Origin of the sequence: Massilia glaciei (assembly GCF_003011895.2) — a bacterium.
Classification (GTDB): domain Bacteria; phylum Pseudomonadota; class Gammaproteobacteria; order Burkholderiales; family Burkholderiaceae_D; genus Telluria_A; species Telluria_A glaciei.
Genome location: NZ_PXWF02000274.1, coordinates 51,445 through 61,852, shown reverse-complemented (window position 1 = coordinate 61,852; position 10,408 = coordinate 51,445). Strand labels below are relative to the sequence as shown.

Annotated in this window: 7 protein-coding genes and 1 tRNA gene; 5 read left to right on the top strand and 3 right to left on the bottom strand. The window is 67.1% G+C overall.

The genetic code is table 11. The features are described 5' to 3' along the window. Positions 1-123 precede the first annotated feature (123 nt). A tRNA-Asp gene (locus tag C7C56_RS20455) sits at positions 124-200 on the top strand. Between the two features lie 126 nt (positions 201-326). Continuing rightward, positions 327-2,234 (top strand): SurA N-terminal domain-containing protein, encoded by a 1,908-nt coding sequence (locus C7C56_RS20450; protein ID WP_106759211.1) that lies wholly within the window; start codon positions 327-329, stop codon positions 2,232-2,234. A gap of 180 nt (positions 2,235-2,414) precedes the next feature. Here the strand turns inward: C7C56_RS20450 and mnmH are convergent, their stop codons facing one another. Both mnmH and C7C56_RS20440 read right to left on the bottom strand, forming a co-directional pair. After that, positions 2,415-3,473, bottom strand: a complete 1,059-nt coding sequence (gene mnmH, locus C7C56_RS20445; RefSeq protein ID WP_106759210.1) for a tRNA 2-selenouridine(34) synthase MnmH — start codon at positions 3,471-3,473, stop codon at positions 2,415-2,417. Beyond that, positions 3,470-4,057 (bottom strand): arylesterase, encoded by a 588-nt coding sequence (locus tag C7C56_RS20440; protein ID WP_229458891.1) that lies wholly within the window; start codon positions 4,055-4,057, stop codon positions 3,470-3,472. Before C7C56_RS20440 ends, mnmH begins: the two co-directional genes overlap by 4 nt. 70 nt (positions 4,058-4,127) lie before the next feature. On the opposite strand from C7C56_RS20440, the gene C7C56_RS20435 reads away from it, so the two are divergent. Further along, on the top strand, positions 4,128-4,844 hold the full coding sequence (locus C7C56_RS20435; protein WP_106759208.1) for an ABC transporter ATP-binding protein: 717 nt from the start codon (positions 4,128-4,130) through the stop codon (positions 4,842-4,844). Positions 4,845-4,889: 45 nt separating this feature from the next. Here C7C56_RS20435 and C7C56_RS20430 read toward each other — a convergent pair whose 3' ends face one another. After that, complete coding sequence (locus tag C7C56_RS20430; RefSeq protein ID WP_106759207.1) at positions 4,890-6,380, bottom strand: NAD(P)H-hydrate dehydratase; 1,491 nt, start codon at positions 6,378-6,380, stop codon at positions 4,890-4,892. Positions 6,381-6,503: 123 nt separating this feature from the next. On the opposite strand from C7C56_RS20430, the gene C7C56_RS20425 reads away from it, so the two are divergent. Both C7C56_RS20425 and C7C56_RS20420 read left to right on the top strand, forming a co-directional pair. Next, the gene (locus tag C7C56_RS20425; protein WP_106759206.1) at positions 6,504-6,689 is read left to right on the top strand and encodes a hypothetical protein; all 186 of its coding nucleotides are present in this window, start codon (positions 6,504-6,506) and stop codon (positions 6,687-6,689) included. 99 nt (positions 6,690-6,788) lie between these two features. Next, positions 6,789-10,388, top strand: a complete 3,600-nt coding sequence (locus C7C56_RS20420; RefSeq protein WP_106759205.1) for a hydantoinase B/oxoprolinase family protein — start codon at positions 6,789-6,791, stop codon at positions 10,386-10,388. Positions 10,389-10,408: the final 20 nt, after the last annotated feature.

Here is a 10,408-nt window from a genome sequence, read left to right as displayed (position 1 = left end):
TTGCAAGGAAATCAGCGGCCTGCAGAATGTAGGCGAGTCCCGTCCGCTCCGCCAGAACATAGTAGAATGGAGGCCTCCCGTACGGGCAGCTTCCACTCCGCAAAGAAAAATACAGCAGTACACGGAGTGGTAGTTCAGTTGGTTAGAATGCCGGCCTGTCACGTCGGAGGTCGCGGGTTCGAGTCCCGTCCGCTCCGCCAACATTAAGTGGGACGAGTCGCCCTCAAGGGCGACTCGCTCTACGGAACAAGAAGAGGCGAACGAGAGTTCGCCTTTTTTTATATGTGCAAGTTAAACACGTTTTCTTTTCATCGAATCGGCTGACCATGCTTGAATTTATTCGCAATCAAAAACGCTTCGTCCAGTTCTTTCTGGGCCTGATCATCCTCGCGTTTGCCGTCACCGGGGTGGGTACCCAATTCGCCGCCGGCGACGCGGACACCGTTGTCAAGGTCGGCGAAACCAAGGTCACCCAGTCACAGTGGGACGAGGCGCAGCGCCAGCAGCTCGTGCGCTACCGCCAGATGGCGGGCGACCAGTTCGATGCGCGCATGTTCGAAACGCCCGAAGCCAAGCAGCGCGTGCTCGAGCGCCTCATCACCGAGGCCGCGATCACCAACGAGATGGCGCGCAACCACATGGCCGCGGGCGACAAGGCGGTGCAAAAATACATCGCCAGCACCGGCGACTTCCGCAAACCGGACGGCAGCTTCGACTACGAACAATACAACGCGGCCATACTGGCCTCGGGGCAGTCGTCGGCCATGTATGAAAACAGCATCCGGCGCGAATTGACCCAGCGTCAGGTCAGCAGCGCGCTCGAGGCCAGCGCCATCGTGCCGCGCACCGTGTCCAAGCGCCTGTCGGACCTCGCCGAAGAAGAGCGCGAAGTGCAGGAGGTGCTGTTCCCGAGCGCCGCCTTCGTCGCCCAGGTGGCCGTCACGCCCGAGCTGATCAAATCCTACTACGACAAGAACACCGCCTTGTTCAAGTTGCCCGAGCAGGCGCAGATCGAGTACCTGGTGTTCAACGCCGATTCGGTCGCCAACCAGGTCACCGCCAGCGACGCCGAAGTCGCCGCCGTGTACAACGACAGCGCCAACAAGGCGCGCTTCGTGACCCCGGAACAGCGCAAGGCCAGCCACATCCTGATCAACGCCCCCAAGAGCGCGCCTGCCGCCGACAAGGCAGCCGCCAAGGCGAAGGCCGAGGCGCTGCTGGCGCAAGTGCGCGCCGCGCCGGCCGAATTTGCCGCGGTCGCCAAGGCGAATTCGCAAGACAGCGCGTCGGCCGAACTGGGCGGCGACCTTGGCGTGGTCACGCCGGAATCGGTCGACCCTGTGATCGCCGCGGCCGCCGCCAAGCTCAAGCAGGGAGAGATCAGCGGCCTGGTCGAGTCCGACTACGGCTACCACATCGTCATGCTCACTTCGGTCACGCCGCAAATCGTCAAGCCGCTCGACGAGGCCAAGGCCGACATCGTGGCCGAACTCAAGAAGGTCAAGGCGTCCAAGCTGTACAAGGAATTGGCCGAGGAGTTCACCGACACCCTGTACCAGGAGTCGACCAGCCTCAAGCCGGTCGCCGACAAGCTCAAGCTGACCATCGCGACCGCCGACGTCACGCGGACCCCGTCGCCGGCCGCCGGCAGCGCGACTTTCAACCATCCGAAGTTCCTCGAGGCCTTGTTCGCCGCCGATTCGCTCAAGAAGCGCCACAACACCGAGCCGGTCGAAGTCGCGCCCGCCACCCTCGTGGCCGGCCGCATCGTCAAGCACAAGCCCGCCTCGGTGCGTCCGCTGGCCGAAGTCGAAGCCGTCATCCGCGAGCGCGTGGTGGCCGAACAGGCCGCCGCCCTGGCGCGCAAGGCCGGCCAGGCCAAGCTCGCCGAAGCCAAAGCCTCGGGCGACGCCGCCGGTTTCGGCGCGCCGCAGGTGGTCTCGCGCATCAAGGAGCCGACCATCGATCCGGCCGCCGGACTGGCCGTGCTCAAGGCCAACGTCAGCAAACTGCCGGCCTACGTCGGGGTCGACCTGCCGGGCAAGGGGTATGGCGTGTACCGCATCGGCAAGGTGACGCAGCCTGCCACGACGGACGTGGCGCGCCGCTCCGGCGAGCAGGAGCAGATCGCGGCGGCGCAAGCCCAGCAAGAGCTGTTCGCCTACCTCGAAGCGGTCAAGGCCAAGGCCGGGGTCAAGCGGCTGGCGGCGCCGGCGGCGGCGCCAGCGCAGTAAGTAAGTAAGTAAGTAAGTAAGTAAGTAAGTAAGCAAGTAGCACGGCGCCGGCGCAGTAAGTTGGCTCGGCGCCAGCGACATAAAAAAAGACCCGGTTCGCTCGCGCGACCGGGTCTTTTTACATGGGCCCACGGGCCAGCGTTGGCTTTGGCGGATTAGGGCTTTAGCGGTTTAGGGGCTTCAGATGGCGCCGCGCAGGTGGCGCGCGGCGCCCAGAAAGTCGGCCTCGCCGATGTCGCCCAGCTCCAGCACCTCGGCCTGCGCGAACTGGGTGAAGTTGCGGTCGATCGAACGCAGGTAGGCCGGATCGTAATGGTCGACCAGCAGTTCGTCGACCAGGTCGGGCATCATGCCGTTGTTGGCAAGGTCGTGCCAGCGCGCGATCTTGTCGTGGCCGTGCAGCTTGACCAGGCAGTCGAGCTGGGTGTTGAGCGTGGCCGGGCTGGTGGTGAAATGCTGGTAGTCCTCCATCAGTAGGCGCACCCGGTTCGGGCGCGACAGCGTCAGCGAGACGCACGGCGAGGCGCGCATCTTTTCCATCACGGCGTCGGGCACGCGCAGCTGGCCGACCTTTTTGCTTTCGGATTCGACGAACACGGGCAGGGCGGGGTCGAACTGGCGCAGCTTGGTCCAGATGCGCGTCTCGAACATTTTCTGCGATGGCTGCGGGTGGCTCGGAAGGTCGCCCAGCACCGAGCCGCGGTGCGCGGCCAGTTGCTCGAGGTCGAGCACCTGCGCGCCGTCGGCGGCGAGCACCTCGAGCAGGCGGCTCTTGCCGCTGCCGGTGGTGCCGCAGATGACCTTGAACGACACCGCCGGCGGCTCCGACAGCGCCGCGCTCACGTGCGCCCGATAGGCCTTGTAGCCGCCGTCGAGTTGGATCGCCGGCCAGCCCACCTTGGCCAGCACCAGCGCCAGCGAACCGCTGCGGTTGCCGCCGCGCCAGCAATAGACCATCGGCTTCCAGTCGCGCGGCATGGCGGCGAAACGCTCCTCGAGGTGGCGCGCGATATTGCGCGCCACCAGCGCGGCGCCGACTTTTTTGGCCTCGAACGCGTTGACCTGTTTGTAGATCGTGCCGACGCGTACGCGCTCCTCGTCGTTTAATACCGGGCAGTTGATGGCGCCGGGGATGTGGTCGAGCGCGAACTCGGACTCGCTGCGGGCGTCGATGATGGCGTCGAAGCCGGGCAGCTGGGGCAGGATGGCGTTAAAACCTTGTAAGGCGGGATACTTCATTTCGATTTGATCATGGGAAGGAAGGTTGGCCAGATGTTGGCCAGGATGATCGGATGCGCCTGCGCCGTCGGATGCAGGCGGTCGGGCTGGAACAGGTTCGGTTTTTCGGCCACCCCCTCGAGGATGAAGGGCACCAGCGGCGTCTTGTATTCCTTCGCCAGTTTGCCGTACATACCGAAAAAGCGCTCGGTGTAGGCGCGCCCGTAGTTGGGCGGCATGCGCATTCCCAGCAGCAGGGGCTTGGCATTGTTTTTCTGGGCCATGGCCAGCATGGCGCGCAGATTGTCCTGGGCGGCCGGCACGGGCAGGCCGCGCAGGCCGTCGTTGGCGCCGAGCTCGATGATGACGTAGTCGGGTTTGTGCTGGGCCAGCAGCGCCGGCAGGCGCGCCCGGCCGCCGCTCGTGGTCTCGCCGCTGATGCTCGCGTTGACCACGCGCGCATCGATTTTTTCGGTCTTGAGCTTGCGTTCGAGCAGGGCCACCCAGCCGCTTCCGCGGTTGAGGCCGTATTCGGCCGAGAGGCTGTCGCCAAGCACCAGCACGGTTTTTGGTGCAGAATGGGCGTACGCCGAGGCGGAGAGCATGAGCAAACCGCAGATCGTCCACCTCTTTAGCTCCATCGATTTGAGAGCAGAAATTTTGAGAACAGCAAACATGCGTGACATTTCCGAAGCTTCCCTTACTGACGTTGGCGCCGCCGCCAAAACGGCGCCGGCGATACAAGTTGTCGATCTGTCCAAGCGGGTCGCCGACGCCAGCGGCGAGCTCACCATCTTGCACAGCGTTGATTTTACAGTGCATGCGGCCGAGACGCTCGCGGTCGTGGGCGCGTCCGGTTCCGGCAAGTCGACCCTGCTCGGCCTGCTGGCCGGCCTCGACTCGCCGTCGAGCGGCAAGGTGGTGCTCGACGGGGTCGACATCTTCGCGCTCGACGAGGACGGGCGCGCGGTTTTCCGTAAACACAAACTCGGTTTCGTGTTCCAGTCGTTCCAGCTGCTGGCGCACCTGAACGCGCTCGAAAACGTCATGCTGCCGCTCGAACTGCGCGGCGACGACCACGCGCGCGAGAAGGCGATGGCGATGCTGGGCCGGGTCGGCCTGTCGAGCCGCCTCAAGCACTATCCCAAATACCTGTCGGGCGGCGAGCAGCAGCGCGTGGCGCTGGCGCGCGCCTTCGTGACCGAGCCGCCGCTGCTGTTCGCCGACGAGCCCACCGGCTCGCTCGACGCGGCCACCGGCGAGGCCGTGATCCAGCTCATGTTCGAACTGAACCGCGAGCGCGGCTCGACGCTCGTGCTGGTCACCCACGACGCTTCGATCGCCGCGCGCTGCGCGCGCACCATCACGATCGCGGCGGGCCGCCTGGTCTGAGAGGCTGAGAGGCGGAGAGTCTTCCGATACGCGTCCAGAAAACTCTCAGCCTCCGATCTCCAACACCAGCGCGTTGAGCACCGCGCGCGCGGCGGCCGGCAGTTCGCCGGCGGTCAGCCCGATCGGGCCGACTCCTTGCGCCACCAGCCGGTCGGCCGCGGCGCCATGCACCCACACCGCGCCCAGCAGCGCCTCCCAGCCGGGCCAGCCCTGGGCCAGCAGCGCGCCGCAAATGCCCGCCAACACGTCGCCCGTGCCCGCCGTGGCCAGCCCGGGATTGCCGGTCGGATTGATCACGACCATGCCGTCGGGCCGCGCGAGCACGCTGCCCGCACCCTTGAGCACCACGTGGCAGCGCAGGCGCGCGGCCAGTTCGCGCGCGGCCGCCATGCGGTCGCCCTGGATCACCGCGATCGTCACGCCCAGCAGCCTGGCCGCCTCGAGCGGATGCGGCGTGAGCGCGGTGGCGCCCGTGCGCTGGGCCAGTTGCAGCTGCAGGTCGGGGTTGGCGGCGATCAGGTTGAGCGCGTCGGCGTCGAGCACCAGCGGCGCGGCGCCGCCCTGCGCGCGATGCAGCAGGCGCAGCGCGTCGGCCGAGTCGCCCATGCCGGGGCCGATCACCAGCGTGCTGCCGGCGGGGTCGTAGCCGGCCGCGTCGCGGAACATGAGTTCGGGTTGGGCCATGTCGAGGCCCGGATTGCGATCGAGGGTCGCCACGAAAACGCGCCCCGCGCCGGCCAGCAGCGCGCCGCGCGCGGCCAGCACGGGCGCGCCCAGCATGCCCCGCGCGCCGCCGATCACGGCCACGTTGCCAAAGCTGCCCTTGTGCGAATTCTGCGCGCGCGGGTGCAGGTAGCGCGCAAACAACGCCACCTCGTTCAACTGGGCCTCGGCCGGCGCCTGCGCGGGCAGCTCGACGCCAAGCCCGGCGAGCGTGACCGCGCCGGCATAGTCGCGCCCCTGGCCGGTGTGCAGGCCGGGCTTGTCGCCGATGAAGGTGATGGTGTGGCCGGCGCGCACGGCGACGCCGTCGGGGCCGACGAGGGCGCCGGTGTCGGCGTCGAGACCGCTGGGCACGTCGAGCGCGAGCACCGGCCAGTCGTGCTCGTTGACGGCGCAGGCGAGCGCGCGCGCCGCGCCCGACAGCGCGCGCGCGAGCCCGATGCCGAACAGGCCGTCGACCACCAGCGCCCAATCGACGTCGGCGGGCAGGGCGTCGGCAAACCGCACGCCGCCGGCGCGCGCGCGCAGCAGGGCGCGCGCGCTGTCGGGTGGGGTGCTGGCGCCGGCGAGCCGGAGCACGGTGACCGCGATGCCGGCCTGGCCGAGGTTGGCGGCGACCTCGAGCGCGTCGCCGCCGTTGTTGCCGGGGCCGGCCAGCACCAGCACCTGTGGCGACTGCCGGTGGGCGACTAGTTTGACCGCGAGCTCGGAGGCGGACTGGCCGGCGCGCTGCATGAGCGAACCTGGCGGCAGCGACGCCAGGGCGGTCGTTTCGATGTCGCGGATCTGGGCAACGCTATACAGTGGTTTCATGGTGTGGGCGTGGGGTTTCGATGGGATTGCGGGTTAATGAGCGTGAACGCACAGTGGCGCGGTGCGCGATATATTAATTTTAGGGCAGGTTTTCCCCATTCATTAAAGCACAAGGAGTTTCCGATGAACGAATCGAAATCGAGCGGCCCCCAGGCCAAGCCCCACTCCAACAGCAACGTGACGGAACAGGATGTCAAATCCCATGACGGCAAAAAAGAGGACAAGAGCAGCCACGACGCCAAAAGCAACGTCAAGGCCGGCAGCGAAAGCGGCGCCGGCGGCGGCTCCAAGCAAAAACAGAACCATTAACTGAAACTGAAACAATGAAGCGCCACCCCATGTGTTTTCGCTCACACGTCCATATTGCACATTACAATACGTGCTTCACCACCGGGCCGGGCAAAACACATGGATTGGCAATTCTGGATTGATCGTGGCGGTACCTTCACCGACATTGTGGCACGCCGTCCCGATGGACGACTTCTGACCCACAAACTGCTGTCCGAGAATCCCGAACAGTACCCCGACGCGGCGGTGGCTGGGATCCGCCATTTGCTCGGCTTGGCAAGCGGCCAAGCCATACCCGTGGGCGTGATCGAAGCGGTCAAGATGGGCACCACGGTGGCCACCAACGCACTGCTCGAACGCAAGGGCGAACCGACCGCGCTGGCGATCACGCGCGGCTTCCGCGACGCCTTGCGCATCGCCTACCAAAACCGTCCCCGCATCTTCGAGCGCCACATCGTGCTGCCCGAGCTGCTCTACAGCCATGTGGTCGAAATCGACGAGCGCGTCGGCGCCCATGGCGAGGTGCTGCGCGCGCTCGACGAGGACGCCACCAGCGCCGGCCTGCAGGCCGCCTACGACCTTGGCCTGCGCTCGCTCGCGATCGTGTTCATGCACGGCTACCGCTTCGGCGCCCACGAGGAGGCCACCGCCCGCATCGCGCGCGCGATCGGCTTCACCCAGGTGTCGGTGTCGCACCAGGTCAGCCCGATGATGAAACTGGTCGCCCGCGGCGACACCACCGTGGTCGACGCCTACCTGTCGCCGATCCTGCGCCGCTATGTCGACCAGGTCGCCGCCGAGATGCCCACTGTGAACCTGCAGTTCATGCAGTCGAACGGCGGGCTGACCGACGCCCACGCGTTCCAGGGCAAGGACAGCATCCTTAGCGGCCCGGCCGGCGGCATCGTCGGCATGGTGCGGGCGAGCGAGCTGGCCGGGTTCGGGCGCGTGATCGGCTTCGACATGGGCGGCACCTCGACCGACGTGTCGCACTATTCGGGCGAATTCGAGCGCGTGTTTGAGACCCAGGTCGCCGGCGTGCGCATGCGCGCCCCGATGATGAGCATCCACACCGTCGCCGCCGGCGGCGGCTCGGTCCTGCACTTCGACGGCAGCCGCTACCGCGTGGGGCCCGACAGCGCCGGCGCCAACCCGGGGCCGGCCAGCTACCGGCGCGGCGGCCCGCTCGCGGTCACCGACTGCAACGTCATGCTCGGCAAAATCCAGCCGGCCCATTTCCCGCCGCTGTTTGGCCCGGGCGCCAACGAGGCGCTCGACCTGGACGTGGTGCGCGAGCGCTTCGCGGCGCTGGCCGCGCAGATCGGCGCGGCCACCGGCAGCACGCCGGCGCCCGAGCAGGTGGCCGAGGGCTTCATCCAGATCGCCGTGGGCAACATGGCCAACGCGATCAAGCAGATCTCGGTGCAGCGCGGCCACGACGTGACCGAATACACGCTCACCAGCTTCGGCGGCGCCGGCGGGCAGCACGCCTGCCTGGTGGCCGACGCGCTGGGCATGAAGAGCGTGTTTATCCACGCGCTGGCGGGTGTGTTGTCGGCCTACGGCATGGGGCTGGCCGACCAGAGCGCGATGCGCGAGGCGGCGGTCGAGGTGCGCCTGGCCGACATCGACCAGCAGTCGCTGGCCGCGCGCCTGGCCGCCTTGGGCGAGACGGTCACGCGGGAACTGGTGGGGCAGGGCGTCGCCCTGGAGCGCATCACGCTGCTGCGGCGCGTTCATCTGCGCTACGAGGGCACCGATTCGGCGTTGATCGTCATGTTCGGCGAGGTGGCCGCCATGACCGCGCAGTTCGAGGGCGCGTACAAGAAGCGCTTTTCGTTCCTGATGCAGGGCAAGGCACTGGTGGTCGAAGCGGTCTCGGTCGAGGCGGTCGGCAAGTCGGACGCGCCGGCCGAGACGCCGGTGGCGGCCGCGCCGCGCGAAGGAGCGCTCGAGCCTTTCGATACGGTGCGCATGTTCGGCGGCAACGCCTGGCACGACACGGGCCTTTACCAGCGCGCCGACATGCGCCCCGAAGACCTTATCGCGGGCCCGGCGATCATCGCCGAGGCCAACGCGACGACCATCGTCGAGCCGGGCTGGCAGGCGCGCGTGACCGATCACAACCACCTCGTGCTCAGGCGCGTCGAGGCGATGCCCGAGCGGCGCGCGATCGGCACCACGGCCGACCCGGTCATGCTCGAGATCTTCAACAACCTGTTCATGTCGATCGCCGAGCAGATGGGTCTGCGACTGCAAAACACCGCCTATTCGGTCAACATCAAGGAGCGCCTCGACTTCAGTTGCGCACTGTTCGACGCCGACGGCAATCTGATCGCCAACGCGCCCCACATGCCGGTGCACCTTGGCTCGATGGGCGAGAGCATCAAGACCGTATTGTTCAAAAACGCGGGCAAGATGCGCCCGGGCGACGTCTACATGCTCAACGACCCGTACCACGGCGGCACGCACCTGCCCGACGTGACGGTCATTTCGCCCGTGTTCGACGATGCCGGCGCGCAGATTCTGTTCTACGTCGGCTCGCGCGGCCACCACGCCGACATCGGCGGCACCACGCCCGGCTCGATGCCGCCCGATTCGGTCTCGATCGTCGAGGAGGGCGTCTTGATCGATAACTTCAAGCTCGTCGACGGCGCCGACGGCCTGCTGCGCGACGCCGAAGCGCGCGCCTTGCTGGGCGGCGCGCGCCACCCGGCGCGCAATCCGGACCAGAACATGGCCGACCTGCGCGCCCAGGTGGCCGCCAACCAGAAGGGCGTGGACGAACTGCGCAAGATGGTCGCCCACTTCGGGCTCGACGTGGTGCAGGCCTACATGGGCCACGTGCAGGACAACGCCGAGGAGGCCGTGCGGCGCGTGATCACCGCGCTCAGGGACGGCGAATTCACCTGCGAGCTCGACAACGGCGCGCGGATCAAGGTCGCGATCCGGGTCGACCACGCCAGCCGCAGCGCGCAGATCGACTTCACCGGCACCTCAAGCCAGCTGCCCAACAACTTCAACGCGCCGTCGGCCGTGTGCATGGCGGCGGTGCTGTACGTGTTCCGCACCCTGGTCGACGACGAAATTCCGCTCAACGCGGGCTGCCTCAAGCCGCTCAATGTGATCATCCCGCCCGGCTCGATGCTCAACCCGCACTATCCGGCCTCGGTCGTGTCGGGCAATGTCGAAACCTCGACCTGCATCACCAACGCGCTTTACGGCGCGCTGGGTGTGATGGCGGCCTCGCAGGGCACGATGAACAATTTCACGTTCGGCAACGCCAAATACCAGTACTACGAGACCATCTCGGGCGGCTCCGGCGCCGGCGAAAGCTTCGACGGCACCGACGTGGTCCAGACCAATATGACCAACTCACGCCTGACCGATCCCGAGATCCTCGAATTCCGCTTCCCCGTGCGGCTCGAGAGCTACGAGATCAGGCATGGCTCGGGCGGGGCGGGGCGCTGGCACGGCGGCAACGGCGGCGTGCGCAAGGTGCGCTTCCTCGAGCCGATGACGGCCGCGATCCTGTCGAACAACCGCGTCCATGCGCCGTTCGGCATGGCCGGCGGCGGCCCGGGCGCGACCGGCGTCAACCGCGTGGAGCGGGTCGATGGCAGCACCGAGCAGCTGGCGCATATCGGCAAGACCGAAATGGCGGCGGGCGACGTGTTTGTGATCGAGACGCCGGGCGGCGGGGGCTTCGGCACTGCTTAGTGCGCAACAACGCTCAAATC

What these genes read in the sequence shown, in the direction of transcription:
- C7C56_RS20450 (WP_106759211.1), top strand. Translation starts at nt 327, where the DNA reads ATGCTTGAATTTATTCGCAATCAAAAACGCTTCGTCCAGTTCTTTCTG.
- mnmH (WP_106759210.1), bottom strand. Translation starts at nt 3,473, where the DNA reads ATGAAGTATCCCGCCTTACAAGGTTTTAACGCCATCCTGCCCCAGCTG.
- C7C56_RS20440 (WP_229458891.1), bottom strand. Translation starts at nt 4,057, where the DNA reads ATGCTCTCCGCCTCGGCGTACGCCCATTCTGCACCAAAAACCGTGCTG.
- C7C56_RS20435 (WP_106759208.1), top strand. Translation starts at nt 4,128, where the DNA reads ATGCGTGACATTTCCGAAGCTTCCCTTACTGACGTTGGCGCCGCCGCC.
- C7C56_RS20430 (WP_106759207.1), bottom strand. Translation starts at nt 6,380, where the DNA reads ATGAAACCACTGTATAGCGTTGCCCAGATCCGCGACATCGAAACGACC.
- C7C56_RS20425 (WP_106759206.1), top strand. Translation starts at nt 6,504, where the DNA reads ATGAACGAATCGAAATCGAGCGGCCCCCAGGCCAAGCCCCACTCCAAC.
- C7C56_RS20420 (WP_106759205.1), top strand. Translation starts at nt 6,789, where the DNA reads ATGGATTGGCAATTCTGGATTGATCGTGGCGGTACCTTCACCGACATT.